Raw genomic sequence first — 25143 nt, 5'->3', positions numbered from 1 at the left:
GACGGCCAGCGTGAGGCTGCCGCGCGGGCGTACGACGGACACGAGGAGCGCGCGGCATGAGGCGACTGACAAGACGGACAACGGGAGGCTGCCGCGCGGACGCACGACGGATGCGGGCGGCGAGCGGCATCAGAAGGGCACGACAAGACGGACGATGAGAATCTGACGCGCGCGGGCGTACGACGAATACGGCGGCGAGCGGCATGAGGCGTGACGAGACGACGGGACGGCGTGAGCCCGCCCGGGCGCACGACGGGCACGGGCGGCGAGCGGCGTGCGTGGCTGCCGATGGGATGCGTCCGGGCGGTCGCACGGGCCGGCGGAGCGCGGACGACCAGCGGACGCTGGCGGACACGGGCGGCGCACGGCGGTTGGAAGCGGCGAGCGTCGGGATGGCCGCGGGCGGGCCGCTGCGACGTCTTTTTGTGAGCCATTCGCCATACCGCTGCCCGGTCGTGAGAATGTTCGGTGCGCTGTCAGATGGAACGCGGCGGTGATGTACTGTCATATTCGCGTGAGCGATCGCCTCGCGGCATTCGATATCGCGCAGGCGCGGACGACTCCGGCGCGGCGGACGGCCGCGGCAAGCGGACGACATTGATAGCAGTGGGCGAGGCGGCCGCAGCGGCGGAAATAATGCCTGTTCGAGCGGTTCTCCGCGCGCCCCGCCGGGCTCGCGGGGCCCCGGCAATTCCCTGAAATTCGCGGCTGGAAGGCCTCGTAGAGGGGGGTGTCGCAGAATAGGGCGCCGTCATCCTTTGCGCTTCACCACACCGTAGCTTTGCCTACCCGGGACTACCAACCAATAGTTCGTCCGGAAGAGCTCAGGCGGGATTGACCCGCCGGCTGCTTTCGAGACAGAGAAAGGAAACCCTCCCATGTTGCGTACCATTCTTGTATTGTTCCCCGCGCTCGCGTTCTCGATGCCTGTCACGGCGACGGCCTCGGACGAGGCTCGGTGGGGAGGTAGCCAGCAGGGCTACGGTCAGAACGAACTGCTCGAGCTCGAGACCTGCCTGGCCGAGGTGGAGCAGCTGACGCAGAACCGCTCGTGCACGATCCTCGACGCCGACGAGTGCCTCGCCGCGTGCGACGTGGCGGCGGACTCCGGCGACGCCGGCCGCTGCCGCAGCGCGTGCTCCGACGCCGGCGTGGCGATCTGTGACCGCTGGGGCGGCAACCAGGGCATCGGCCAGGATGTCGATCAGAACATCGGCAAGGACGTCGATCAGGGCTTCGGGCCTTCTCATCCCTTCCCTCCCAAGGTACACGTGGACCAGGACCTCGACCAGACCATCGGCAAGGGCGACATGGGCCAAGGCTTCGGCAAGGGCGACATGGGCCAGGGCTTCGGCAAGGGCGACATGGGCCAGGGCTTCGGCAAGGACGTCGGCAAGGTCGAGGAGGAGCTGCTGCAGGAGCTCGATCAGGACCTCGACCAGAACATCGGCAAGGACGTCGGCAAGATGGTCGAGGAGGACCTCGAGCAGGAGCTGGTGCAGGACCTCGAGCAGGACATCGGCAAGGACATCGGCAAGAACATCGGCAAGAACGTCGGCAAGCTCGAGCAGGACCTGGAGCAGGACATCATGCAGCAGCTCGAGCAGGGCCTCGAGCAGAACATCGGCAAGACGGTCGAGCAGGAGCTCGTGCAGGAGCTCGTGCAGGATCTCGACCAGAACATCGGCCAGGACCTCGAGCAGGACCTCCTGCAGGACATCGAGCAGGAGCTCGACCAGACGATCGGCAAGCACGTCGGCAAGAACATCGACCAGGATCTCGAGCAGGAGATCCTGCAAGAGCTCGACCAGACGATCGGCAAGCCGGGCTTCACCAAGCGCTGGGGTAACCAGCAGGGCTACGGCCAGCAGGGCTACGGCAAGGACGTCGACCAGGGCTTCGGCAAGGACGTCGACCAGGGCTTCGGCAAGGACGTCGACCAGGGCTTCGGCAAGGACGTCGACCAGGGCTTCGGCAAGGACGTCGACCAGCACATCGGCAAGGACTACGGCCAGGGCTTCGGCAAGGACCAGACCATCGGCAAGCCGGGGTATGGCAAGCGCTGGGGCAAGCCGGGCTACAACCAGGGCTTCGGCAAGGAGCCCACGCCGGTCACCCCGGGCCAGTTCGACCAGGATCTGGTGTACGTGGTCGGCTCGGAGTGCGCGATGCTCGTGACGCAGGGCGTCGGCAAGGGCGTCGGCAAGCACGTCGGCAAGTGAGCCGACCACGGCGGACCGGCAGGACGATCGCCTGACGATCGCGCCCGCCGGCCCCGCCTGAAGCGGAGCGCTCGAGGTCCCTCGAGCGCTCCGCTGCGAGCGGCGAGGACCTCGCCTCGCCGCTGGACCTCGGACCCATTCACCCGAGTCCACGCGCCCCGGCGCAGCGCTCGAGCGGCAGATCGAGCGCGCTCTCACGACTCGGCGACGACCCCCGCGGGGACCTTGACCCCGCGATTCGTCGAACCTCACCGGCGACCGTCACGCTGACCTCGACTGGATGGAACTCCCGCCGGCCTCCTCCGTGCGAACCATGTCCGCCGTCCTCGCCTGTCGTCTCGGCGAGCCGACGCAGACGCCGTCGCACTGCCGTCATTGTCCGGATCGATGCGTCGATCCAGTGAATCGCGCTCACGCAGGGGACCGCTCCGGCGGGCTCTCGCCACGAGACGAGAGGAGAATCATGCGAGGCTGTCGTTCGACGCTGCGTGACGACCGCTCCGCCTCGATGTCGCTCCCGAGGACCCAGCGGCGATCCTGCCGCTGACGACGACGGAGAACGTGCGAATCGGTCAGACCATTTTCGAGGTGTCTCATGTCATTCACGATTCCATCCTCATCCTCCGCGAGCCGTCTCGCGGGCCGTCTCACCTTCCGCGCCGCGCTGGCGCTGGGCATGCTCTGCTCGGGGCTGTCCGCCTGTGACGAGCCGGTCGAAGAGGCCGACGAACTCGTCGCCGACGAGGAAGGCGGGCCGGCGCTCACCGAGGAGCAGGAAGAGGCGTTGCTCTACCGCGAGGGGTGGACCCAGGCGGACGATCCCCGCCTCCTCGGCAAGGACTTCAACTTCGAGCTCGACGATCTGCCGGCGTCGGGCTGGGCGACGCGCGTGCCATGGCCCGGCTACTACTGGCCGACCTACAACGACTCCATCAACTACCGCTGGGCGGGCTCGAAGATCCGCTCGCCGGCCGAGAAGTACGGGGCCGCGTTCGGCCGCAAGGGGGTCGGGGCGGTCATCTCCAGCCGCTTCGGCATCGGCAGCATCGGCGGCACGAAGTCGTGCAGGTACGACTCCGACTGCTCGAACGTGGGGGGCCGCGTGTGCGGCCGCCGGCGCGGCGAGTCGCGCGGCCGCTGCATCGAGACGTGGATGGGCATCTGCCACGCGTGGGCGCCGGCGGCCATCATGGAGCGCGAGCCGAAGGAAGGCATCACCTACAACGGGGTGCGCTTCGAGATCTCCGACCTCAAGGCGCTCATCAGCCTGGCGTACACCGAGGGCCTGTCGGTCCGCTTCATGTCGCTGCGCTGCAACACGACGGGCAGCATCAAGAGCCAGGCGTGCCAGGACACCAACGCCGGCAGCTTCCACGTGGCGCTGACCAACATGCTCGGGCTCCGCGGCGAGTCGTTCGTGTTCGACCGCACCTACGACCGCGAGGTCTGGAACCACCCGGTGGTCGGCTACAAGGTGACGCGCAACGAGCAGGTCTCGGGCGCGACCGCGAACGACATGATCAGCAGCGGCGGCTCGAAGTACCGCTTCAACCCGAACGCGGTCGAGCTGCGGCGCGTCCGCACCGAGGTGTACTGGATCAACGAGGCGGGCCCGGGCTTCAATCAGCAGTTGGTCGACAACCTGGCGACCTTCACGTTCACCGAGGTCTACGACTACATCATCGAGCTCGACGGCGTCGGCCGCGTCATCGGCGGCGAGTGGGTCGGCAAGTCGAAGCGCCGCCACCCCGACTTCGTGTGGCGGCCGATGACGAAGAAGGACACCACCGTGGCCGGCGTGGTCCGCTACGCCGAGGTGGAGCAGCTCATGCAAGCGGCCGGCGGCGGGATTTGACCCGCGACGGCGCGCGCGGCCGCGGTCGCGCGCGCTGCGACCGTAGCGAGAGCTGCGGCCGCGCGGCGTGACCCGCGGCGGTGACGGAGAAGCGACGCGCGAGGATCGATTCGCACTACTGCGAATCGGTCCTTCGCGCTTTCGCGGCCTGGCGACCGGTCGTCGTCTTCGCGTCGGCAGACCCGTGGATGTCCCCGCGAGGCGTCCGCCGCCAGGCGGACCACGGACCAGGGGGACGCCCGAATCGGGGCGAATCGGAGGTGTTCGCGCCGGCCGGCGCGATCGTGACCGCGTGACGCGGGCGCGAGCGACGAGGATCGGGCGCCGACGTGCGCCCTTTCGGGTATCGTGGCGGCATGTTGAGAATCTGCTCCTTGAAAGTAGTTCAATCGTCGCTCTCGATCGCCGTGTTGTCGCTGCTGGCGTCCGGGTGTCCGGACTCCGGCGACCCGAGCAGCGGGTCGGCGACCGAGACGTCGACGACGACGGGCACCGCGACCGAGCCGACGACCGGCAACGTGAACCCGACGACGACCACGCAGTCGACCGACGATCCGACCGGCGGGACCAGCACGGTCGGCACCGAGGGCACCGGTTTGACGACCACCGACGCGACGTCGACGACGACGCAGGGCGTCGACACGACGACCTCGGACACGACGACGACCAGCACCAGCGAGCCGGGGACGACGACGAGCACGACGGACGAGACGTCGACGACGACGACGACGACGGGCGAGACGACGACGACGACGACGGGCGAGACGACAGAGACGACCGGGGAGCCGGAGCCGGCCAGCGACATCGAGATCGTGATCACCGCCGACAACGCCTACGGGTTCGCGTACGGCACCGACGACAACATCTCGATGTACTGGGGCGGGATCGAGAACACCACCGCGGGGCAGATCTTCAACTGCGGCGAAGGGCCGGAGAAGTACGTGGTGCCGTACGAGGAGGCCGACAACGCCAGCTTCCTCTACATCATCGCCTGGGCCGACTCGTCGACGACGCAGGGCGTGCTGGCCCGCTTCCGCCGCAAGGACGGCGGCGGCAACTTCGGCGAGGACGTGTTCACCGGCACCGAGGGCTGGGAGGTGTGCGCGACCGGGGTCGACTACCAGCCGGGCAGCGGCGGGCCGTCCTTGCAGGTCATCAACGACCACATCGTCAAGTGCAACCAGGGCGCGCTCGACCCGAACACCACCAGCGTGGGCTGGGTCGACGATGTCGGCACGCAGTACGGCGCGGTCGCGTTCGGCGAGCCCAACACGACGCCGTACAACGGCGGGCCGATGGCCGGCAACGAGTTCCCGCTGGTGTGCCCGATGGACATGCCGGAGGAGGCGAAGTGGATGTGGTTCAACTGGGATCCGGTCAACGTGAAGCCGCCGCAGAGCCCGTTCATGTGGCCGGGCGGCGGCGGCAACCCCGACCACCAGTACCTCATCTTCCGCTTCGCGGCCGACCTGGTGCCGATCCCGATGTGAGGCCGACGCTGCGCGCGGCTCGCTGGATGGATGTCCGCGAGGACAGGTTGCGGGTCGCGCGGCGTGGGTGTCCGCGAGGACAGGTCGCGGTGGATCCGGTGAGCTGGCCGAAGAGACATGCCTCGCGGGCCTGCGATTCGCGCGAGGCGCGGCGTGACGCGGCGCACGGGCGGGCCGGCGACCGTTCGCTGCGGCGAGTTGCGAGGGTGGCGCGGATTGACTATACCGCGAGCACGTCTGGCGGACGCAAAGTGCCCCCAATCGCGTGACGCGACCGGGTAACCCCGAGGGAGGACACATGAAGACCACCGACGTCGTTCAAGGCTATGATCTGTGGGCGTCCACGTACGACCGCATCGACAACCCATTGGTGGCGATGACGGCAGTGGCGATGCGGCGCTGGCACCCGGAGGGGCGGCGCGTGCTCGAGCTGGGGTGCGGGACAGGCCGCAACGCGCCGTTCTTGCTGGCGCGCGGGTTCGCGGAGTACGTCGGCGTCGACGTGTCGCCGGGGATGCTGGCGCAGGCGGCCCGTAACGTGCCCGACTCGCGGGCTCGTTTCGTCCGCAGCGACGCCGCCGAGGCGCTGGAGCTGGCGGAATTCGACGGGGCGCTGCTGAGCCTCGTGCTCGAGCACGCGGAGGATGTGGCGCCGCTGCTGGCCACGGCGGCGCGAGCGGTGCGGTCCGGCGGCTGGCTGCACATCTTCGAGATCCACCCGCGCTGGCGGGCCGACGGCGGCCGCGCCCACTTCGCCCACGAGGGCGAGGACCTGTACCTGCCGAGCTACCTGCACGAGGTCGAGGAGCTGCAGGCGGCGATGGGCGAGGCGTGGACGCTGGTGTCGGCGACCGACTGGTACGCGGACCCGTCAGCCAGCGCCAAGCTGGCCCGCCGCCGCGGCCAGCCGGTGCTGCTCGAGGTCGCGGCGGTGCGCGCGTAGGCGCGCCGCGGGCGATGTCCCGAGAGACAGCTCGAGCGACGAGCAGGGCTGTCTCGAAGGACAGATGCAATCACGATGCTCGCCGTCGCGGCGGGCACCGGCTCGTCGCGCGCTTCAGGTGCGCGCGCGATCGGGGACGCGCATGCCGTCGACGAACACGTCGGCGAGGGTCTCGGCGAATTGCTCGATGCTCAGGCCCTGCCGCAGCGGGTCGTCGCGGACCAGCGGGGCGAAGCGCGTCAGCGCCTGCAGGACGATGGCGCGGGCGTGGCGCTCGTCGTCGGTCCACTGTGCCGGGGCGACGGCGGCGTCGAGCAGGTGACCGAGGAAGCTGTTGGCCTCGGTCATGGCCTCGCCGACGCGCTCGGGCATGGCCTCGATCAGGGCGGCCAACATGTCGGGGTCGCCGGCGGAGGCGCGGGTGAGCAGCGGCGAGGCGGCGACCATGAGGATCGACGCGCGCACCCACTGGCGCAGGCGCTCGCGCGCGTCGAGGGTGGGGGCCTCGAAGCCGTCGAGCACGGCGAACAGCCGCAGCTTCTCGTAGGCGCAGGCGACGTAGAGGACGTCGAGCTTGGTCGCGAAGTAGAGGTAGACCGTGCCCTTGGCGATGCCGGCGGCGCGGGCGATGTCGTCGATGCTGGTCTTGCGGTAGCCGTGCGCGACGAACAACCCGATCGCGGCCTCGAGGATCTTCAGCCGCTTCTTGCCCTTGCTGCTCTCGGGGTCGATGTCACCCACCGCGTCCGCGAGGGCGGCGCGCATCTCGGCGAGGCTCTCGAAATTCATTGCTGACCAGTTTGACTTAATCGGTCAGTTAGTCAATACTGGTCTGGAGCCCGCCGGAGAGACGTTTGGAGCCGCTGTCGGCGCGAAAAAGCGCGCCCGCTCCGACGTCCGCGCGGGCCCCAGGAGAGACGAAGATGAAGTGGAGCGACATCCGCGAGCTCAGCCGTATGCAGCGCGAGGGCCGATCGATCGGCGACATCGCGGCGCTGAAGTTCGCTGTTTTGGCCGGGCCGGAGCACACCGGCAACGACCGCCTGCACACGCTGCCCACGCCCTGCCTCGAGGTCGACCTGGCCGAGCTGCGGGCGCTGCCCGAGGGCACCGTCGGCCGCGCGTTCGCCCACCAGCTCGACCGCAACAAGCTCGAGCCGCTGGTGATCAGCGACGACATGAAGCAGCGCCTGGTCGAAAACCCGCTGGCGCTGCGCTACACGACCACGCACGACCTGGTCCACGTGCTGACCGGCTTCCCGACCACGCCGGCCGGCGAGATCGGGGTGTTCGCGTTCATGATCGGCCAGGGCTTCGGCTCGTCACGGGCGATGCTGTGGTCGAGCGCCGTGATCTACTCGCTGCTGATGCCGCTGCACGTCCCCGGGGTGTGGCACAACGTCCGCGTCGGGCTGCGCATGGCGAAGGAGGCCGAGCCGATGCTCGAGGCGCGGCTCGAGGACCTGCTGACGGTCCCGCTGGCAGAGGCGCGCCGACGGCTCGGCGTGCGCCCCGAGACGGTCGCAGCGATCGCGCCCGGGCACGAGAGCTGGCTGGCCAACTGGATCCTCGCCAAGTCGCCGACCAAGGCGATGGCGTGAGCGCCGAGCGGGACTGCGACGTATCCTGCGGGACAGGTCGTGGCGGTGGTGGGGTGTCCCGGCGGACAGGTGCGTGAGACCGGCGGCGCGGTGCCGCGGTCGGTGATAGTCAGAGCATGTCCCCGAGGACAGGGGATTCAGCGCGTAGGTCGGCGTCGAGCTGGACGTCGAGGAAGGCGTGGCCGTCGCGCTCGAACACTGCGCCGAGGTGGAGCGCGAGCGGGCGGGCGAAGCCGGGCAGGTCGGTGACGAGGGTGTGGAACTCGCCGCGCTCGCCGCACGGATCGACGTCGGGCGGCAGGGTGGCCAACAGCTCGCGGTCGAAGCTGCGGCCGAGCCAGGCGGCGGACAGGCGCGCGAGGTCGACTGCGACGAGGGTGGCCCGCAGGCCGCCCGCGATCATGGTCTGCGCGAGCGCGGCGGTGTCCTCGCCCCACAGCGGGAAGACGGCGCGCAGACCTGTCCCTCGGAGCATGTCCTCGCGGTAAGCCCGGATGTCGGCCAAGAACAGGTCGCCGAAGGCGATCGCCTCGACCTGCTCGGCGCGGGCGCGAGCGATCACTGCGGACATCTTGGCCTCGTAGATCGCGTTGGGGCACGGGTCGGGCAGGGCGACCTCCCACAGCGGCATGCGGAGGGCGTCGGCCTGGGCCAGCAGGGCGGCGCGCGGGGTGCGGTGCATGACGACCCGCGCGTCGTCCTCGCGCGTGGTGGTGAGCAGGCCGACGAGCTCGACCGAAGGGTCGCCGGCGAGCGCGACGCCGGCCCACGCGGAGTCCTTGCCGCCGCTCCAGGCGAGGATCGTTCGGGCGCGCTTCCGTAGCATCGCCGTCGTTCGTAGCAAAAGATCGCGCGACGGTGCGAGCGGCCGCGCGGCTTGACGCCGGCGTCGCGGCCGCTCTACGCTGGCCGCGGAGGCTCAGTCCGGGCTTCCTTCTCACTCTTTTCAGAAAAACAGCTCGGACGCTTACCTCCACCTTTTCTCGGCCCGCCATGGACGCCATGTACACCGCCACCCGTGAGGTGCTGCTGCGCCGCCAGGGGCTGGTGTTCGTGGCGCCGGGCCGGGCGGCCGCGAGCGAGCGGCACCTGCAGGCGATCGAGCTCGAGCTGGCGCAGCTCGGCTACGTGGTGTCGCGGCGGCTGCGACAGCGCCTGGCGACCCTGGCCCCCGACGCGCTCGCGCTGCAGGCGCGCTTCGTGGCGACCGCGCTGGCGGCCCAGGTCGGCGGCAACGTCCGCTACACGCCGCTGTTCCGGCGGTTTCCCGAAGATGTCCCGAAGGACACGTCGGAGCTGTACCTGCGCAAGGTGCTGTGCCACTTCCTGCAGACCGAGGGCCAGCCGTGCGTGTTCTGTCGCCGGGTCGGCACGACCCACGTGCTGAGCCCGTGCATGCACGTGGTCTGCGACCACTGCTTCGACGGCGCCAACTACAGCGCGTGCCCGGTGTGCGAGCACCACGTCGACCGCGAGTCGCCGTTCTTCAAGCCGGGGCGGTTCCTCGAGCGCAGCCTGCCGCGCGAGAAGGTCCGCTTCAAGCTGCTCGACCTCGGCGAGGACCTGCCGGCCGCGGCGCGGGGGCTGTTCGAGTCGTTCTGCGCGCGCAAGCAGGTGATGTCGCCGATCGACGCCGGCGACCTCGGGACGCTGGTGAACGAGTTCGGCGAGCAGGTGCTGGCCTGGCTGCCGGACGCGATCGCGGTGCGCGAGAACGTGGCGCGGATCTTCGGCGCGCTGCTGCGCAAGTGCAACGCGCCGGCGACCTTCGCGGTGGCGCGGGCCCACCTGGCGACCGCGACCGACGTGCTGCGCACTCTGGCGGTCTACTCCGACGCCGACCCGTCGCTGCAGGGGACGAGCGAGAAGCGGTGGGTCGAGCAGCCGCCCGGGGGGAGCCTCGCCGGCGGGTTCGCGGCCAAGCTCAAGCAGGTGTTCGGCGGCGCGAGCACGCTGCCGAAGGCCAAGATGGTGGCGCTGACGATCCACAAGTATCGCTTCAAGGTGGCGCCGCTGCGCCGGCCGCTGCGCCGGGCGGTGCTGGCCCACCTCGAGACGATGCACCCCGATGGTCTGATCGAGGACATGCTGCGCCACCGCTCGTACTGGCAGTGGCTCGGGCAGTTCCTCCACCCGCACGAGTTCGCCGAGCGGTTCCCCAACGTGGCGCGGGCGTTCGCGGTGGTGCGCAAGAAGGCGCCCGACGGGACGCCGGCGCCGCGGTTCGTCGGCTTCCACGCGGCGATCGAGGCGGCGGCGCGGGCCGGTGACGCCGCGGCGATGATCGAGCGGCTGCGGGCGCGGCCGGGCGAGCTGGGCCGGCGCTTCGACCACGCGCTGCGGGTCGCGGGCGCCGACGCGGGCGCGCAGGACGTGGTGATCTCGGCGTTCGTCGCGGCGGCGCCGCGGCTGCAGAACCCGCTGCTGCTGACGCTGCACGGCCACCTGCCGACGCGCGGGCGGCCGGCGGCGGTGCGCGTGTTCTGGCCCAAGGGACAGGTCACGAAGGGCACCTCGGCGCCCGACCGGCGGGCCCCGCTGGCCCCGCGCGCGCTCGCGGCGGCGGGCGAGGCGGTCGAGCACGAGCTGCTGCGCCGGCTGGCCGACAAGCCGGGCTTCGAGACCTGCGTGCTCGACGAGGGCCTGCGCGCCGTCATCGTGCCGTTCAACGAGCGCACGGCGAGCCGCGCCGCGGTGTCGCTGCCGCGCGGCTCGCGGGTGGCGCTGCCGGCCGGCGAGGTGGTGCGGCTGTTCCTGCACTGGTGCGAGCCGGAGGACGGCCACACCACCGACATCGACCTTTCGGTCGCCTTCTACGACGATAAGTGGGAGTACCTCGGCGTGTGCTCCTATTATCAATTGCGGTTCGACGGGCCCGACGGTCAGCCGATCGCGCAGAGCTCCGGCGACCTGCGCAGCGGGCCGTTCCCCGACGGCGCGGCCGAATTCGTCGACGTCCACCGCGAGCGCGCCCGGGCCCGCGGGATCCGCTACGCGGTGATGGTCGTCAACAACTACGCCGGCATGGCGTTCTCGCGGCTCGAGCGGGCGTGGGCCGGGATGATGCTGCGCGCCGACCTCGGCGGGAAGCAATTCGACGCGCGCAAGGTCGAGCTCAAGTTCGACCTGCAGGGCGACAACGGGGTGTTCATGCCGCTGGTGCTCGACGTCGCCGAATCGACGATGCACTGGCTCGACGTCTACTCGACCGGGCAGCTCGCCATGAACAACGTGGCGACGTCGAACGGGGCGATCACGAAGATCTGTCCGGAGATGATCGATTACTTCGCCAGCGGGGCGCGGATCTCGATGTTCGAGCTGGCGCTGCTGCACGCGGCGGCGCGCGGTCGGCAGGTGATCGTGCGCGGGGCGGGCGAGGCGCGTGGGTTCGCCCGTATGGCCAATGAATCGGCGGAGTCGTTCTTGCGGCGGATCCGCGCCGGCGAGGGGGCGAGCCCGGCGGTGTTGCCCGCGGCCTCGGGGCCGCCGGTGTTCGCGGCGCTGGTCCGCGGCGACCTCGAGCTGCCGGCGGGCAGCGTGTGTTACGCGCTGTTCCGCGAGCAGGTCATCGCACCGATCGCGGCCAGCGACCTGCTGTCGTGACCGGCCGCTCCGGCCGCGCCTCGCTGCGGGGCGCGTGCGCGGTCCGGGGCTGGCTGCTAGCCTTGGGGTGGCTCGATGCGTGCGCTCGAAGGACAGCCCCCCGTCGCCCGCGAGCCGTATCGCAGCTTCGTCGAGACTGCGCTCGAGCGGGCGCTGCGGGAGGGGCTGCCGGCCTGGTCCGAACCGGGGCCGCCGCACGAGTTCTGGGGCGCCGCGCGCGTGGCGGGGGTGTTCACCGCGGTCGTGTGCGGCGTGGCGATGATGCCGCAGCTGTTCGCGGCGTTCCTGCTGTGGAACATGCTCGCGCTGGCCCGCAGCGCGGTCGACCGCGAGGTCCCGGCCGACGGCTGGCTGCGGCGCCGGATCGCCCGCTACCCCGTGCCGGTCGGCGATTTGAAGCCGTGGCTGCTGCACGGCGCGGTGTGGTTCGGCAAGATCGAGCTGGTGCTGCGCCAGCCGAGCGAGCTCGCGGTGGCGGCGGTGCGGCTGGTCGAGCCCGACGCGCGGCTGTCGTGGACGGGGTCGGCGACGCTGCGGGTCGACGTGCCGTGGTCGCGGCAGGGCGGGGATCACCGCCGCTTCGACCGCCTGGTCCGCTTCCTCGCCGCGCACCGCGGCGAGCTGCAGCTGGTCCGCGTCGCGCTGGTGCCGCGAGATGAACCTGGCCTGAAGGACATGTCCGGAGCATCGCGCCGGCGGCCGACCTGGAACCCCGAGGCGGAGGCGCCGGTAGCGGTCAGCCGCGCGCGCGCCACTCGGCCAGCGCCTTCGCCTCCTGCTCGGGGGTGATGGCGAACTGCGCCGCGTCGCGCCGCTCGGCGGGGACGGTGGGCCACCAGGCGAGGGTGTCGCGCACCGTGTCGGCCAGCGGGCGGAACCGCAGGCCGGCGGCCACTGCCTTGGCGTTGCGCGTCGCCATGTGGCCGAGGTCGTTGCCCTTCAACATGACCCATGGGACAGCATCCTGGATGCCGTGGGCCTCGAGGAAGGCGTAGTCGTCGACCCATACCAGGCGCGCCTCGGGGTTGACTGCCGCGCGCGCGGCCTCGAGGAATTGCGGCATGGTGATCGGCTCGCGCGGGCCGACTGCGTTGTAGATGCCGCTGCGACCGTCCTCGAGCAGGCGCAGCATGAACTCGGCGAGGTCGCGGACGTCGATGAGCTGGACCGGGTCGCCCGGGCGCCCGGGGGCGAGCACGTCGCCGCCGCGCTGCAGGCGGACGGGCCAGTAGGGGAAGCGATCGGTGGTGTCGCCGGGGCCGACGATGTAGGTCGGCCGGACGACGAGGCCGCGCTCGCCGAAGGTCTGCAGGACCTCGCGCTCGCAGCGGGCCTTGGCCACGCCGTAGGCCTCGGAGCCGTCCTCGGGATCGGTGAGCTCGGTGCGCACGGGCCAGGTCTCGTCGGCGCCGGGCTTCAAATAGGGGTAGTAGACGCCGGTCGAGGAGGTGTAGAGATAGCGGCCGACTTGGTCCTTCAATAGCTGCGTCGATTGCTGGACCCATTCGGGGCGGGTGGCGGAGTCGTCGACGACGATGTCCCAGCGCCTGCCTTCGAGGCTGCCGAGCTGACCGTCGCGGTCGCCGAGCAGCCGCTCGACGCTGTCGGGCAGGTCGACCTTGCGCCGGCCGCGGGTGAAGATCGTGACGCTGTGGCCGCGGGCGACCGCGTGGCGCACGAGGTGCGGGCCGATGAAGCCGGTGCCGCCGAAGACCAGCAGGCTGAGCGGGCGCGGCGGAGGCTCGGGCGGGGCGGCCGTGGCTCGCGGTCTGCAAGCGGCTGCCGAGAGGGCGGCGGTGAGCGCGAGGAAGCGGCGGCGGGTGGGCATGCGCTGCGAATGATACGAGGTGGGTCGGGGGTCGAGAAAGCGGGGTGCAGTCGGCGGGCTGAGCGGTGTTCTCGAGCGGGAAGGCGGCGCGACCGGGCATCGGTCGAGTCTCGTGAGTCATGCACGTCCGGCTCGGAGCGCCGCAGTGACATGGCGAAGAGGACATGTCCGTGCAGACATGTCTTCGCGACCGGTCGGGCTCAGCGCCTCGCGGCGCGAAACGCCCACTGCGGCTCGCAGACTGCGCCGGGCTCGCGGATGGCCTCGAACAGGGCGAAACGGCCGTCGACGAGGAAGAGGCCGCCCTGGCGGAGCAGCCGCTGGCGGGCGCTCTCGGTCATGAACGGCAGGGCGACCGGGGGTGATGGGCAGTGCCAGGTGACAGCGTCGGCCTCGACGTGAGGACGTCGCAGGCGCACGAGCGCCGCGCGATGGCGGCGAACGTGGCTCCGCCCCGAATTCGGGCGACAGAAACTCCGAGGTGCGGCCACTGCGAGGGTGAAGGGGCGCGAGCAGTTCCGACCCGACGCCGATCCGACCGGCAGGAATGCCCTGGGGCGGCGGGCGGTTTCGGGGGTCGCCGCGCGCCGGGTTGCCAGGCCGCGGGCCAGCGAGAACAGACATGCTCAATCCTAAAAATGGACTCATCCTCACGGCCCTGTTGCTCGGGGCCTGTCCCGGCGAGAAGAACGACACCGACGCGGCCACGGAGCCGTCGACGAGCGGCGAGGACACTGCGCCGGCGACCGAGTCGGGGACGGCGACCGACGGCGCCACGGAGCCGACCTCGACGGGCTCGCCGACGACGCCGGCGACCACCGGAGAGTCCGAGTCGACGAGTCCCGGCGAGACCAGCACGAGCGCCGGCGATCCACCGGAGACGACGACCTGTCAGAAGTACTGCGTGATGCTGGCCAAGTGCGTCGGCCTCACGCCGGAAGAGGCGGCGACCTGTCCGGAGGATTGCGAGGCGGACCTGGCCGAGCTCGAGGGCGAGTGCCTGGCGGCCGCGACGGCCACCATGGACTGTCAGGCGGGTCTGACGTGCCAGCAGATCGAGGACATCGAGCAGGGCGAGGAGGGTCCCTGCACCGACGAGGCCATCGCCCAGGAGGACGTGTGCGGCTTCGGCAACACCTGCTCGATCGGCGGCGGCGGCGGCGACGGCGATCCGTTCACCTGCGAACTCTCGCGCGAGTGCGCCGGCGAGCCGGAGATGGCGATGCGCTGCACCGAGGCGGCCTGCGAGTGCTTCGAGGCCGACGTCAAGTTCGGCGAGTGCGCGTCCGAGCCGATCTGCGAGAGCTTCGAACAGCTCGAGGCCAAGGCGCTGTCGTGCTGCGGGATCGGGGCGTAGCGAGCGCGCGAGGCGTGTGTCTCTTGGGGCATGTCCCGAAGGACATGCCTCCGGCCCGCGGGACTCAGGCCGGGTCGAGCTCGGGGTAGCGGCGGAAGATGCCGTTCTCGTTGAAGGCCAGCCGGCGCGGCGAGGCGAGGTAGGCGGCGATCCGCGGGCGCTCGGCGACGCGGTCGCGCAGGCGCAGCAGCTCGGGGACGCGGCGGGCCTGGCGGGCGAACGCGCGGGGGAACGCGTACTCGAGGCCGAGCAGGGCCTGCAGCAGCGACAGGTCGGCGTGGCTGCAGGCGTCGCCGAGCAGCCACGGGCCGCCGCTGCGCTGCAGGACGCGCTCGAAGTAGGCGAGGAACTTGGGCAGCCGCTGCTCGCGGAAGGCGGTGGCCCGCAGCTTCGCGGCGTCGCGCTGCTCCTCGTAGTACTGGGCGGTGGAGATCGGGTGGTGCGTGTCGTGGGCCTCGGCGACGAGGTCGGAGATCGTCAGCTGCAGCTGCATGGCCTCGGCGCGGCCGCCTTCTGTCCCTGGGGACAGGTCGTGGCGATCGCCGAGGAAGCCGCAGATGTTGGCGGTCTGGGCGATCACCAGCTCGCCGGCGCGGAGGATCGGCGGGGCGAAGGCGGGCAGGCCGGGCAACGACTCGAGCGCGCGGACGATGGCCGCCTCGCCGCCGCCCTCGGAGGCGGGCCGGCGGGCGACGTCGAGGTAGGGGGCGCCGGCGTCCTCGCACACGAGGCGCACGAACTCGCCGCGGCCGGGGATGCCCGGCCAGTAGTACAGCTCGTAGTGATCGGCGGCGACGTTCGCGGTGGACATGAGGATCACCTGGCAGCGTGGTGGAGGCGGTCGCGGACGTCGGCGGCGATCTCGTAGGAGCGCAGGCGGGCGGCCGGGTCGAAGATCTGCGCGGTGATGATGAGCTCATCGGCGCCCGTGCGGGCCAAAAACCCCTGCAGGCCGGCGTGGACCGTGTCGGGCGCGCCGATGAACGAGCACGACAGGACGTCGTCGAGGATCGCGCGCTCGTGCGGGGCCAGGCGAGCGTCGTAGCCCTCGATCGGCGGCGGCAACAGGCCGGGCCGACCGGTCCGCAGCGAGACGAACATCTGCTGCAGCGAGCTCAGCAAGCGCCGCGCTTCGGCGTCGGTGTCGGCGGCGATGACGTTGGCGGCGACCATGAGGTGCGGCCGCTCGAGCCGCTCGCTCGGGCGGAAGTGATGGCGATAGACTTCGATCGCCCGCATCAGCGCCGCCGGGGCGAAGTGCGAGGCGAAGGCGTACGGCAGGCCGAGCATGCCGGCGAGCTGGGCCCCGTAGAGGCTCGAGCCGAGCAGCCACACCTCGATGTCGGCGCCGGCTCCCGGGACGGCCTGGACGGCCTGACCGGGCGCGACCGGGCGGAAGTAGCCGAGCAGCTCGCCCACGTCATCGGGGAAGTTGTCGACGTCGCCGGCGAGGTTGCGCCGCAAGGCGCGGGTGGTCCGCATGTCGGTGCCGGGGGCGCGGCCGAGGCCGAGGTCGATGCGGCCGGGGAACAATGCGTCGAGGGTGCCGAACTGCTCGGCGATGATCAGCGGCGCGTGGTTGGGCAACATGATGCCGCCGGCGCCGACGCGGATCTTGCTGGTGCCGCCGGCGACGTGAGCGATGACCACGGCGGTCGCGGCGCTGGCGATGCCGGGCATGTTGTGGTGCTCGGCCAGCCAGAAGCGGTGAAAGCCGAGCTTCTCGGCGTGCCGGGCGAGTTCGAGCGTGCTGCGCAGGGCCGTGCCGGCGTCGGTGCCCTGGGCGATCGGTGCGAGGTCGAGGACGGAGAACGGGACCACGGGCTCACCTTACGCGATGCGGCGGCCCCAGGCCCGAATCGCACGGGTCACGGCGAAGACGGAAGAGTTCGTCGTGGGCGGAGGCCCGAGGGTGATGCATGATCGTCGGCGATGACCGACCGAGGAACGACGACCGCGTTGCCGACGAGATGGCCGATCGTACAGGCGCCGATGGCCGGCGGGCCCGACACGCCCACACTCGCGGCCGCGGTGTCGAACGCGGGCGGGCTGGGCTCGCTGGGCTGCGCTTACATGACGCCGCAGGAGATCGAGGCGACGGCGGCGAAGCTGCGCTCGCTGACGTCGCAGCCGTTCGCGCTCAACCTGTTCGTCCGCGCCGACGCGCCCGACGATCCGGCCGCGACGGCGCGCGTGTCGCCCGTCCTGGCCGAGTTCCGCCGCGAGCTCGGCTTGCCCTCGCCGCCGCCGTCCGGCCGCGCGGCGCCGGAGTTCGAGGCGCAGCTCGAGGCGGTGCTGCAGATCCGGCCGGCGGTGTTCAGCTTCACGTTCGGGGCGCCGACGCGGGCCCAGATCGAGGCCCTGCACGCGCGCTCGATCGCGGTGATCGGGACCGCGACGACGGTCGAGGAGGCGGTGGTGCTGGCGGCGCTCGGGGTCGACGCAGTGTGTGCGCAGGGGGCCGAGGCGGGCGGGCATCGCGGGACCTTCCTCGGCGCGTTCGAGGACGGGCTGGTCGGGACGATCACTCTGGTGCCGCAGATCGCGGCGCGCGTGCAGGTGCCGGTGATCGCGGCCGGCGGGATCATGGACGGTCGCGCGATCCGGGCGATGCTCGAGCTCGGAGCGGCGGGGGTGCAGCTCGGCACCGCGTTCATGACCTGCCCCGAAGCCGGCACGAGCGAGGTGCACCGCGCCGCGCTGGCGACTGCGTGGCGCACCGTGGTGACGCGGGCGTTCAGCGGCCGGCCGGCGCGAGGCATCCGCAATCGCTTCAGCGAGGCGTTCGCGGCGGTCGAGGCGGCCCCGTTCCCGCAGCAGCAGGGCCTCACCCGAGACCTCCGCGCGGCCGCGGCGGCGCAGGGGCGGGCCGATCTCATGCAGCTGTGGGCCGGGCAGGGCGCGCCGATGGGGCGCGCGCTGCCTGCCGAAGAGCTGGTGGCGCTGCTGGTGCGCGAGGCAGGGCTCGCGACGTAGCGAGTGGAGGAGCGCGTCAGCGACGATTCGCGGCGGTGCGAAATGGCGGGAGGGCGAATCGTCGGTCCGCCGGCCGGCGCGGACGTACCGTTCGCGTCATGATTGTGGTGCGAGCGATTGGATGAATCAATGTTCATTCGCGGCCGCGAGTGCCGCGCCGACGGCGGGTGCGCCGCTTCGGCACACCCGACCACGCGGCGCCGGCAGCGGCGATAGAACGCGTTCCGAGGCGAGATTCGCCCGTCGGGTGAGGTCTCGCGGCGAGGTTGCGACGCAAAACGAACGAAGCGACCGCGGGGCGGTCCTGCCGCCGCATCGGGGGACGTCCCGCGGGCCGCGTCGACGGGTCCCGCCAATTGAAGAGGCCGACGAAGACATGGCGCAATCCAGCACGTTTCATGCAGCGAGCTGGACAGTGGGGCGAGGTTCGCGGTACAGGGGGGAAGCGTCGTGCGCGGCGCTTTCGATGCTTCGAAGCGTCGGGTCGCGCGCGGAGGCGCCAGCGGTCGGAGGACTCATGCGAACCAGCAAGTCGGGCGGACAGTACAACGGCGCCGCGCTTTATTCCTTTTTGCTCGGCTTGGGCCATTCGGAGGCGCTCGTGCAGAAGGTGCTGCGCGACGCCGGCGTCGATCGCATCGATCCCACGCGCTGGTACGACATCAACTGGGCGATGGAAATCTACTTCGCCATCTACGAGAAGATCGGCCGCGGGGCGATGATCGCAGTCGGCAAGAAGATGATCGAGACGGCCCCGTTCCCGCCCGGGCTCGACGACGTGAAGAGCCTGCTGATGGGCCTCGACGCGGCCTATCGCATGAACGCCCGCGCCGCCGACATCGGCGCCATCACCTGCGATTTCGACGACGACAACAGCGCGACTCTGGTGTGGACCACGCTCGGCCCGTGCCCGCTCAACATCGGCATCATCGAGGGCTGCTGCTCCCGCGTCGGCGCGCCGGCGCTGGTCGAGCACGGCACGGGCGGCTGCATGGACGAGGGCGGCTCGTCGTGCACGTACCTGGTGAGCTTCTGACGGCGGGCCGACGATGCAGACGGCATTCAGCTGGATCGAGCGCGCCAGGGCGGGCCTCGTCGCGGAGCTGGCCGAGCGCCTGGGTCGCCGCGCGGGCAGCGTGTTCCGCAGCGCCGGCGCGGTCGCCTGCGAGGCGATCGCGGACAGCGTGATCGCGGCGCTCGTCGCCGACGTGGCGAGCGGCAAGGACGCCGCCGGCCGCGAGGCGATGCTGGCGCTGGTGCAGCGATTCTCGGGGTCGCTCGGCTACGCCGACCTGCGCCACCTGTCGACCACGCTGCGCCAGCTGGTGCTGGCCGCGGCGACCGAGGCCGAGCCGGCAGAGCGCCAGCGCGTCGAGGACTGGCTGTTCCAGCTGGTGCTGGTCGGGGCGATGCGATTCGTGGCGCAGCGCGAGCAGACGTTCCAGGAGCAGGCGGCCCAGCTCGAGGTGCGCCAGCTCGAGTCGCAGCTCGAGGAGCTCAAGGCGGCCTTCGCGGAGAAGACGCGCCTGCTCGACGTCATCCGCCAGGCGTCGACCCCGATCGCGCCGGTCCACGAGGGCATCGTGGTGGTGCCGCTGGTCGGGATGTTCGACGCCCAGCGCGCGCAGCTGCTGACCGAGCGGCTGCTGCACGCGATCGGGGAGGCGCGCGCGAGCGTGGTGATCGTCGACATCTCGGGGGTGCCGCTGTTCGACAGCGATGCGGCGCAGCTGATCGTTCGCACGAGCCAGGCGGTGCGGCTGCTCGGGGCGCAGCTGCTGCTGGTCGGTCTGTCGCCGGGCGTGGCCCGGACGATCGTCGACCTCGACGTCGACCTGGCGAGCCTCAAGACGCTGAGCTCGCTGCAGGACGGGATCGCCCACGCGCTGGCGCTGCGCAAGCTGCGGATCGCGCCGGCGGGCCGCTGATCGACGGTGCTCACATTCGCCGCGCGCTGCGGTGATTCGCGACTCAGCTCGATTCGCCGGCGAGGGCGCGGTCGCAGGCGGCGACGCGCTCGCGCAGGAGGTCGCGCTCGCGGGCGTTGCGGGTGAGCGAGGCGGCGCGCTCGAGCGCTTCGCGGGCCTCGGCGAAGCGGCCGAGCTTGAACAGGAAGTCGCCGCGCACGCCCGGCAGCAAGTGATAGCGGGCGAGGGCGGGCTCGCCGGTGAGACGGTCGACGATCGCCAGGCCGGCCGCGGGGCCCTCGGCCATGGCGACCGCGACCGCGCGGTTGAGCTCGATGACCGGCGAGGGCGACAGTTGATAGAGGGCAGCGTAGAGGGCGGCGATCATGGCCCAGTCGGTGGCCTCGGGGGTGAGCGCGCGGGCGTGGCAGGCGGCGATGGCGGCCTGCAGGGCGTAGGGGCCGCGGGCGCCGCCGAGAGCGTCGATGCGCTCGAGCGCGGCCAGGCCGCGGCGGATGAGCAGGCGGTCCCACAGCGCACGGTTCTGCTCGTTGAGGAGGACCGGCTGGCCGCCGGGGCCGACCCGCGCCCGCGAACGCGAGGCCTGGATCTCCATCAGCGCGACGAGGCCGTGGACCTCGGGCTCGTTGGGCATGAGCTGGGCGACGATCCGGCCGAGGCGCAGAGCTTCTTCGCACAGGGCGGGGCGCATCCAGTCGTCGCCGGAGGTGGCCGAGTAGCCCTCGTTGAAGATCAGATAGATGACCTCGAGCACGGAGGCCAGGCGCGCGGCCAGCTCGGGGCCGCGGGGGACCTCGAAGGGCACGTTCTCCTCGGCGAGGGTCCGCTTGGCCCGCACGATCCGCTGGGCGATCGTCGGCTCGGGCACGAGGTAGGCGCGGGCGATCTCCTGGGTCGTGAGGCCGCCGAGCAGGCGCAGGGTCAGCGCGACGCGGGCCTCGCTCGACAGGGCCGGGTGACACGAGGTGAACACGAGGCGCAGGAGGTCGTCGCCGACGTCGTCGTCGAGCGCCGCGTCGAGCACGGCCGCGGGCGAGTCCTGGCGGGCGTCGATGGCGTGGCCGAGCTCGACGTGCTTGCGGCCGTGCCGCTCGACCCGCCGCAGGTGATCGATGGCGCGGTGCTTGGCGGTGGTCATGAGCCATGCGCCGGGGTTGTTCGGCACGCCCGCGGTCGGCCACTGCTCGAGCGCGGCGACCAGGGCGTCCTGGGCCAGCTCCTCGGCGATGCCGATGTCGCGGACGAATCGCGTGAGCCCGGCGATCAGCCTGGCCGACTCGAGGCGCCAGACGGCGTGAATGGCGCGATGGGTGTCGGGGGGCATGCGAGAGGGACTAGACCAACTCCGCGGGCGGGCGCAAGGCCGGGGCCGCCGGCCGATCACTTCGCGGAGAGCATGCGACTGCAACTTTGCAAGTCACCCGGCGGCGAATGATAGGAGTCGGATGACGGGATTCATGGGACAGGCGGCAGCTCGTCGACGGGGGTGCCATGCGACTCGATGCGCGCGTGCCACCGAGGTTCATGGTTCGGCTCGGCCTCGATTCAGTAGAACCGCCGGCGCCACTGTCCGCTGGCGAGGTCGAACTCCGAGTACGCGGCCTCGCCCGGGGTCTCCGTCACGTAGATGCGGCCCTCGCCCTCGGCGATCGACCACGGGATGATGTCGTCGCGCAGCGTCTTCGGGCCCTCCGGCGTCAATTCGAGGACGCCCTGTTTGCTGGCGGCGAAGAACAGCCGGCCGTCGACGCGAGCCATGCCGATGATGGGCGCGTCGTAGCGCCCCAGCACCGAGAAGCCCTGCGTCGCGGACCCACGCAGCACCCGTCCGCCGCGAGACTTGCCGGAGATGCACACCTCCCCGGCGTCGCCGAAGACGATGCCCGACAGCAAGTCGTTCGCGTCGGGGCCGTCGGGATCGGCGATCCGTGTCCACCTGTCGCCGTCGAAGTGCAGCAGGGTACTGCCGTAGCCGACCGCGTAGACGTCATGGGCGGCCCGGCCGCGGATGGCTCCGATCGGCTTGCCGATGCCGGGATAGAATTGCTTCCAGTCGCGGCCGTTCCAGTGATAAAGCGCGCCGCCGAAAGTGGCGACGTGGACGTCTTCGTCCGAGGTCCCCCAGATCGCCATCGGGTTGGGTCGCGCGCGGTTGTGCTCCTGTGCCGGCAGCGCGACGTGGTGCCAGGTCAACCCGCCTTCCGGCGCGTCGAATTCGAGGTCCGGCGCCGTGAACTCCGGCCACGACACGGGGGCGCTGGTCCAGACCAGGCCGGTGCTGCTCGTCGTCCACACATGGCCGCTCGGCGAGCACCACAGCTCACGGAGCGTGTCGTTGGTGGCCAGGATGTTCTCGGCAGGCCCGTCGCTGCCGACAGGGCGCCGGAAGACATACCCCGCCGCGTTGCCCGAATTGCCTGGCGCGTAGGTGATCAAGAGGAAATGCACCATGCCGCCGGTCTCCTGGACGACGACGATGTCCTCGACGAATTCGTTCGCGGCATCGGCGGTGGCATCGTCGGTGTCAGTCATCGGAGTCCCCTCAGAACGAGCGGAAGAACGCCATGGTCGCGGCGGCGAAGTAGTCGCCGGGGATCTGGTGGCCGTACTGCGCGCCGTAGAGGCAGAAGCGAGTGGTGGCCGAGCAGCCCTGGTATTCGACGCACTCGTCGGGAGCGTCGCCGAGGTCGAGGCCGATTGCCGCGTCGACGCCGTCGCAGCCGCGTTCGTCGAGCCAGAAATCGCGGCACTCGAGGCCGGGGTCCTGGCTGCCGAAGTGCTCGTCGGCCTGGCCGAACATGGTCCACACGGCAGTGTCACCGACGCAGTCGACGAAGCCGCCGCGGTCCTCGAACCAATAGGGGGAGTTGGCGGCGACCGGGACGGTGGCGCGGAACCTGTCGCCGAGGAAGCAGCCGACGACCTGGGCCATGTCGCCGCCCCAGCTGTGACCGGTGGCGAACACGCGCTCGCGGTCGATGCAATAGTTGGATTCCATGTAGGCGATCACTGCCTCGACGAACACGAGGTCCTGCTCGCCGTCGGCGGGCGCGGCGTACGGGCCGAGCACCCAGCCGCCGAGGTTGCCCCAGCCGTCGAAGTCGCGCCACAGCGGATCGGGGTAGACGAAGATCTCGTCGGGCCGCGGCTCGACCTTGTCGCCCTGAAGCCCGAAATAAGGCTCGATCATGTCGCCGACCCAGTTGGTGCCGGCGAAGCCGAAGATCAAACGGTGCGGGACGTCCGGGTCGTAGTCGGGCGAGCGGCGGAGATAAAAGCGACGCACGCCGTCGCCCTCGGGCCCGACGTCGAGCGTGACGTTGACGCCGTCGGGCAGATCGGGCGGAGCGAGGCCACAGCCGGGGCTGGCGAGCGGATCGCCGGTGGTGCCGGTGGCGGTGTCCGTGGTGGCCGGGTCGGTGGTGGGTGTCGCGTCGGTCGTGGTGGAGGTCGTCGTCGGTGCGCCGGTGCCGGTCGTCGAACTGCCATCGGTCGCGCTGCCGTCCTCCGTGGCGGTCGTCGTGGTGGTACCGCCATCGCTGCCGGTGCCTTCGCCGGATTCACCGGACTCGTCGCCGGCGCCGCTGCAGCCCGCGAGCGCGAGGAGCAAGGAGAGCGAGACGGCCGTGAGTAGCGATTGATAGGAGTGCGAGGCGCGGGACATCTCGAGCGACGATACCCCGAGCATCCTCGACGAGGATAGCCGCCGGCGCGGCCCCGGACTCACATGGACCAGGGCCGACCCATCGCCTCGCACCAGTGGCGCAGCTCGACCGCGAAGTCCGGCAGCTCGAACTGCAGCGTTTCACCACCCTTCGCCAGCGTGAGGGTGAGCGTGGTCGGCGCACGCGCCACGTGGATCGCGGCGATAGCGTCCGCGGCGATGAACCTCGCCCCGGTCCCGGGGGCGTCGTCGAGCTGCTCGATCGCAGGCGCGAGCGTGTCGTCGTCGTCGTCGGTCAAGGCGCTGGAGAGCCAGTTTCTGGCCACGCCCGTGGGGGCGAAGCGGAGGCCGTCGGACATGAGGAGCAGGCGGCCCTCGGGCGCCGCGCCGCGCCGGCAACGGACACGATCGATCCGCAAAATCAAGCTCGGCTGGGGCGTCGGCTCCGCGACCCTCCGCGGCTCGCTGCGCACCAGCACGTCCGCGGGCGCGACGTCGCGGACGGCCCAGCCGATCGCGGGCCGCAACGCGAGCGTGACCGGATCCTCGTCGATGCCGACGAACCCTCCCAGCAGCTCCATCGCGTGCGGCTCGCCGAGGTAATTCCACGACAGCGGCGCACGGGCCAGCCCCAGCGGAATGCAGCCGGGATCCATCCGCTCATCGGTGATCCACGGCTCGAGACCTCCCTGCGAGCGCTTCGCGCTGCCACGCTTCGCGGCGCGCAGGACCGGGTTCTCCCGCAGCTTCGCCTGCGGGCCGCCGTCGGTGAGGTAAGGGAAGAAGACCTGCACCCAGCCGCGGAGGTCCGGGGCGCCCGACGCCGAGCGATGTTTGAAGATGTGGGCCCAGAGGTCCAGGTTCGGCCGACCTTCGAACGCGGCGATGAATTCGTCGAGCAGCGGGACCAGGGTGCCGATCCACCATTCGAGCTCGTACTCGGCGAGCGCGCGGGCCTTGTGGCGCAGGCGGACCCAATCGTCGAGCGAGCCGCCGAGGGTGATCTCGGGGATCCCGCACAATGTGCTCACATGGTAATCGAAGTACTGCTGTATCGCGTCCATCAGCACCAGCTCGGAGGCGGCGCGCTCGACCGGGCCGGTGGTCGAGAAGTCGCAGACGACGAGGTCTCTCTGGCGCCCGATGTGCCCGGCGATCTGGGCGGAGAAGTCGGCGAACACTTCGGGCCACGGGTTGGCGGGCGAGCCCTTGACGAAGTCGTCGCGCCGGACGACGAGCTTTTGACGGCCGGCGTGGCGCACGAACCGGCCGCGCAGGCGCTCCGCATGGACGCTCATGTGCGCGGCGAAGCCCTGGGCGATGGCCAGCCACACTGCGTCGGGCGTCAGCACGAGCGGACGGTGGGCGCCGAACGCCCGCCAAACCGCGCTCAGGAGCGCGTTCTGCTGCACGGGGGTCAAGCGGTCGACGTCGGCGCCGCATGCTTCCACGGGCCCGCCCACGAGCTCGGCGACCGCGTCGCTCGGGCTCGCGGCGGAAAAGCTCCTGGTCGTCGGCTCGACCTCGCAGATCTTGAAGGTGACGGGCATGCCGGAGCCACCGTAGCACCGCGCTCGGACGAGCTCGCAGCGCCCGGACCCGAAGTCGCCGGGCAGCCTGCCCTGGCAGTCGGGGCCGAAACAGTGGTTCGCCCGGCGGGCGAGTTCGCCCGCACC

21 protein-coding genes are annotated in these 25143 nt (G+C 71.1%); 11 read left to right on the top strand and 10 right to left on the bottom strand.

Going from position 1 to position 25143, the window contains the following annotated elements:
• Positions 1-878: 878 nt before the first annotated feature.
• The 4 genes from OV090_RS31475 to OV090_RS31460 all read left to right on the top strand — a co-directional run bounded on the left by OV090_RS31475 (position 879) and on the right by OV090_RS31460 (position 6510).
• Positions 879-2222 carry a hypothetical protein gene (locus OV090_RS31475; RefSeq protein ID WP_267708355.1) on the top strand — a complete coding sequence of 448 codons (1344 nt, stop codon included), beginning with the start codon at positions 879-881 and terminating at the stop codon, positions 2220-2222.
• Positions 2223-2817: 595 nt separating this feature from the next.
• On the top strand, positions 2818-4077 hold the full coding sequence (locus OV090_RS31470) for a hypothetical protein (protein WP_267708354.1): 1260 nt from the start codon (positions 2818-2820) through the stop codon (positions 4075-4077).
• A gap of 356 nt (positions 4078-4433) precedes the next feature.
• Entirely contained in the window at positions 4434-5567 is a 1134-nt protein-coding gene (locus tag OV090_RS31465; RefSeq protein WP_267708353.1) for a hypothetical protein, read from the top strand.
• A 298-nt stretch (positions 5568-5865) separates the two neighbouring features.
• Positions 5866-6510 carry a class I SAM-dependent methyltransferase gene (locus tag OV090_RS31460; RefSeq protein WP_267708352.1) on the top strand — a complete coding sequence of 215 codons (645 nt, stop codon included), beginning with the start codon at positions 5866-5868 and terminating at the stop codon, positions 6508-6510.
• 114 nt (positions 6511-6624) lie between these two features.
• Here OV090_RS31460 and OV090_RS31455 read toward each other — a convergent pair whose 3' ends face one another.
• Positions 6625-7299 (bottom strand): TetR/AcrR family transcriptional regulator, encoded by a 675-nt coding sequence (locus OV090_RS31455; protein WP_267708351.1) that lies wholly within the window; start codon positions 7297-7299, stop codon positions 6625-6627.
• A 134-nt stretch (positions 7300-7433) separates the two neighbouring features.
• On the opposite strand from OV090_RS31455, the gene OV090_RS31450 reads away from it, so the two are divergent.
• Entirely contained in the window at positions 7434-8111 is a 678-nt protein-coding gene (locus OV090_RS31450) for a Coq4 family protein (RefSeq protein WP_267708350.1), read from the top strand.
• 109 nt (positions 8112-8220) lie between these two features.
• Here OV090_RS31450 and OV090_RS31445 read toward each other — a convergent pair whose 3' ends face one another.
• Positions 8221-8937 carry an ATP-binding protein gene (locus OV090_RS31445; protein WP_267708349.1) on the bottom strand — a complete coding sequence of 239 codons (717 nt, stop codon included), beginning with the start codon at positions 8935-8937 and terminating at the stop codon, positions 8221-8223.
• 167 nt (positions 8938-9104) lie between these two features.
• Here OV090_RS31445 and OV090_RS31440 point away from each other — a divergent pair, with 167 nt between their 5' ends.
• Both OV090_RS31440 and OV090_RS31435 read left to right on the top strand, forming a co-directional pair.
• The gene (locus tag OV090_RS31440; protein ID WP_267708348.1) at positions 9105-11714 is read left to right on the top strand and encodes an MXAN_6230/SCO0854 family RING domain-containing protein; all 2610 of its coding nucleotides are present in this window, start codon (positions 9105-9107) and stop codon (positions 11712-11714) included.
• A gap of 75 nt (positions 11715-11789) precedes the next feature.
• Positions 11790-12503: a hypothetical protein gene (locus OV090_RS31435; RefSeq protein WP_267708347.1), complete on the top strand. Its 714-nt coding sequence runs from the start codon at positions 11790-11792 to the stop codon at positions 12501-12503.
• Here OV090_RS31435 and OV090_RS31430 read toward each other — a convergent pair.
• The gene (locus OV090_RS31430; protein WP_267708346.1) at positions 12451-13542 is read right to left on the bottom strand and encodes an NAD-dependent epimerase/dehydratase family protein; all 1092 of its coding nucleotides are present in this window, start codon (positions 13540-13542) and stop codon (positions 12451-12453) included. The two genes, OV090_RS31435 and OV090_RS31430, sit on opposite strands and share 53 nt — an antisense overlap.
• A gap of 200 nt (positions 13543-13742) precedes the next feature.
• Entirely contained in the window at positions 13743-13883 is a 141-nt protein-coding gene (locus OV090_RS31425) for a hypothetical protein (protein WP_267708345.1), read from the bottom strand.
• 281 nt (positions 13884-14164) lie between these two features.
• On the opposite strand from OV090_RS31425, the gene OV090_RS31420 reads away from it, so the two are divergent.
• Positions 14165-14899 carry a hypothetical protein gene (locus tag OV090_RS31420; protein WP_267708344.1) on the top strand — a complete coding sequence of 245 codons (735 nt, stop codon included), beginning with the start codon at positions 14165-14167 and terminating at the stop codon, positions 14897-14899.
• A gap of 64 nt (positions 14900-14963) precedes the next feature.
• Here OV090_RS31420 and OV090_RS31415 read toward each other — a convergent pair whose 3' ends face one another.
• A complete protein-coding gene (locus OV090_RS31415; RefSeq protein ID WP_267708343.1) occupies positions 14964-15710 on the bottom strand; it encodes a glutathione S-transferase in 747 nt (248 codons plus the stop codon).
• Between the two features lie 5 nt (positions 15711-15715).
• Positions 15716-16720 carry an LLM class flavin-dependent oxidoreductase gene (locus OV090_RS31410; protein ID WP_267708342.1) on the bottom strand — a complete coding sequence of 335 codons (1005 nt, stop codon included), beginning with the start codon at positions 16718-16720 and terminating at the stop codon, positions 15716-15718.
• 111 nt (positions 16721-16831) lie between these two features.
• Between OV090_RS31410 and OV090_RS31405 the strand changes: the two genes are divergently transcribed.
• From OV090_RS31405 to OV090_RS31395, 3 genes are all read left to right on the top strand, one after another.
• Positions 16832-17875 carry a nitronate monooxygenase gene (locus tag OV090_RS31405; RefSeq protein WP_267708341.1) on the top strand — a complete coding sequence of 348 codons (1044 nt, stop codon included), beginning with the start codon at positions 16832-16834 and terminating at the stop codon, positions 17873-17875.
• 517 nt (positions 17876-18392) lie between these two features.
• Positions 18393-18911, top strand: a complete 519-nt coding sequence (locus tag OV090_RS31400; RefSeq protein WP_267708340.1) for a hypothetical protein — start codon at positions 18393-18395, stop codon at positions 18909-18911.
• A gap of 13 nt (positions 18912-18924) precedes the next feature.
• Positions 18925-19803, top strand: coding sequence for an STAS domain-containing protein (locus tag OV090_RS31395; protein WP_267708339.1), 879 nt, complete (start codon positions 18925-18927; stop codon positions 19801-19803).
• A 43-nt stretch (positions 19804-19846) separates the two neighbouring features.
• Here OV090_RS31395 and OV090_RS31390 read toward each other — a convergent pair whose 3' ends face one another.
• The 4 genes from OV090_RS31390 to OV090_RS31375 form a co-directional block, all read right to left on the bottom strand.
• On the bottom strand, positions 19847-21127 hold the full coding sequence (locus OV090_RS31390) for an RNA polymerase sigma factor (protein ID WP_267708338.1): 1281 nt from the start codon (positions 21125-21127) through the stop codon (positions 19847-19849).
• 221 nt (positions 21128-21348) lie between these two features.
• The gene (locus tag OV090_RS31385; RefSeq protein ID WP_267708337.1) at positions 21349-22335 is read right to left on the bottom strand and encodes a hypothetical protein; all 987 of its coding nucleotides are present in this window, start codon (positions 22333-22335) and stop codon (positions 21349-21351) included.
• A 10-nt stretch (positions 22336-22345) separates the two neighbouring features.
• Positions 22346-23467 (bottom strand): hypothetical protein, encoded by a 1122-nt coding sequence (locus OV090_RS31380; protein ID WP_267708336.1) that lies wholly within the window; start codon positions 23465-23467, stop codon positions 22346-22348.
• Positions 23468-23526: 59 nt separating this feature from the next.
• Positions 23527-25017, bottom strand: coding sequence for a DUF4419 domain-containing protein (locus tag OV090_RS31375; protein ID WP_267708335.1), 1491 nt, complete (start codon positions 25015-25017; stop codon positions 23527-23529).
• Between the last annotated feature and the right edge of the window lie 126 nt (positions 25018-25143).

It is taken from the genome of Nannocystis sp. RBIL2 (assembly GCF_026626745.1).
Taxonomy (GTDB): domain Bacteria; phylum Myxococcota_A; class Polyangia; order Nannocystales; family Nannocystaceae; genus Nannocystis.
Note: the sequence above shows the minus strand (reverse complement) of the source record. Positions and strands in the feature narration are given on the sequence as shown.

Excerpts from the sequence above, each read along its gene's own strand:
- OV090_RS31455 (WP_267708351.1), bottom strand. The coding sequence starts at position 7,299 with ATGAATTTCGAGAGCCTCGCCGAGATGCGCGCCGCCCTCGCGGACGCG.
- OV090_RS31405 (WP_267708341.1), top strand. The coding sequence starts at position 16,832 with ATGACCGACCGAGGAACGACGACCGCGTTGCCGACGAGATGGCCGATC.
- OV090_RS31395 (WP_267708339.1), top strand. The coding sequence starts at position 18,925 with ATGCAGACGGCATTCAGCTGGATCGAGCGCGCCAGGGCGGGCCTCGTC.
- OV090_RS31465 (WP_267708353.1), top strand. The coding sequence starts at position 4,434 with ATGTTGAGAATCTGCTCCTTGAAAGTAGTTCAATCGTCGCTCTCGATC.
- OV090_RS31470 (WP_267708354.1), top strand. The coding sequence starts at position 2,818 with ATGTCATTCACGATTCCATCCTCATCCTCCGCGAGCCGTCTCGCGGGC.
- OV090_RS31430 (WP_267708346.1), bottom strand. The coding sequence starts at position 13,542 with ATGCCCACCCGCCGCCGCTTCCTCGCGCTCACCGCCGCCCTCTCGGCA.
- OV090_RS31385 (WP_267708337.1), bottom strand. The coding sequence starts at position 22,335 with ATGACTGACACCGACGATGCCACCGCCGATGCCGCGAACGAATTCGTC.
- OV090_RS31440 (WP_267708348.1), top strand. The coding sequence starts at position 9,105 with ATGGACGCCATGTACACCGCCACCCGTGAGGTGCTGCTGCGCCGCCAG.
- OV090_RS31420 (WP_267708344.1), top strand. The coding sequence starts at position 14,165 with ATGCTCAATCCTAAAAATGGACTCATCCTCACGGCCCTGTTGCTCGGG.
- OV090_RS31390 (WP_267708338.1), bottom strand. The coding sequence starts at position 21,127 with ATGCCCCCCGACACCCATCGCGCCATTCACGCCGTCTGGCGCCTCGAG.
- OV090_RS31435 (WP_267708347.1), top strand. The coding sequence starts at position 11,790 with ATGCGTGCGCTCGAAGGACAGCCCCCCGTCGCCCGCGAGCCGTATCGC.
- OV090_RS31460 (WP_267708352.1), top strand. The coding sequence starts at position 5,866 with ATGAAGACCACCGACGTCGTTCAAGGCTATGATCTGTGGGCGTCCACG.
- OV090_RS31375 (WP_267708335.1), bottom strand. The coding sequence starts at position 25,017 with ATGCCCGTCACCTTCAAGATCTGCGAGGTCGAGCCGACGACCAGGAGC.
- OV090_RS31450 (WP_267708350.1), top strand. The coding sequence starts at position 7,434 with ATGAAGTGGAGCGACATCCGCGAGCTCAGCCGTATGCAGCGCGAGGGC.
- OV090_RS31415 (WP_267708343.1), bottom strand. The coding sequence starts at position 15,710 with ATGTCCACCGCGAACGTCGCCGCCGATCACTACGAGCTGTACTACTGG.
- OV090_RS31445 (WP_267708349.1), bottom strand. The coding sequence starts at position 8,937 with ATGCTACGGAAGCGCGCCCGAACGATCCTCGCCTGGAGCGGCGGCAAG.
- OV090_RS31380 (WP_267708336.1), bottom strand. The coding sequence starts at position 23,467 with ATGTCCCGCGCCTCGCACTCCTATCAATCGCTACTCACGGCCGTCTCG.
- OV090_RS31425 (WP_267708345.1), bottom strand. The coding sequence starts at position 13,883 with ATGACCGAGAGCGCCCGCCAGCGGCTGCTCCGCCAGGGCGGCCTCTTC.
- OV090_RS31475 (WP_267708355.1), top strand. The coding sequence starts at position 879 with ATGTTGCGTACCATTCTTGTATTGTTCCCCGCGCTCGCGTTCTCGATG.
- OV090_RS31400 (WP_267708340.1), top strand. The coding sequence starts at position 18,393 with ATGCGAACCAGCAAGTCGGGCGGACAGTACAACGGCGCCGCGCTTTAT.